The organism is Bacillus sp. NTK071 (genome assembly GCF_017303315.1).
Lineage (GTDB): Bacteria > Bacillota > Bacilli > Bacillales > Guptibacillaceae > Guptibacillus.
This window is the reverse complement of the sequence record NZ_JAFKOI010000096.1, coordinates 1-264: the sequence shown is the minus strand read 5'-3', so window position 1 is coordinate 264 and position 264 is coordinate 1. Positions and strand designations below refer to the sequence as shown.

Annotated in this window: 1 protein-coding gene; it reads right to left on the bottom strand. The window is 49.2% G+C overall.

All coding sequences use genetic code 11. The features are described 5' to 3' along the window. A partial coding sequence (locus JI666_RS21180; protein ID WP_206895061.1) for a hypothetical protein occupies window positions 1–264 on the bottom strand: 264 nt, incomplete at both ends.

Here is a 264-nt window from a genome sequence, read left to right as displayed (position 1 = left end):
ACCCCGGAGTTCTGATAACCATCGCTCTTCATGTCCTTGTCCTCGGTGTAGAATGTGTAGCCGTTGATATCGTACGCCTCATAGGCCATCAGGTTGTGCTCGACGCCCTGTGACAAGGCGAATATGAGTTTTTCTTCCGCGGAAGAATCCTCATGTAAAGGGTACGACAGAAGCTTCTCCTTGAACCAACGCGTGAAACATGAGTTGTGCTCTTTGATTATATATCCGTCCGTCCTCTGTTGGCCTCGGTCATTGTACGTCTTC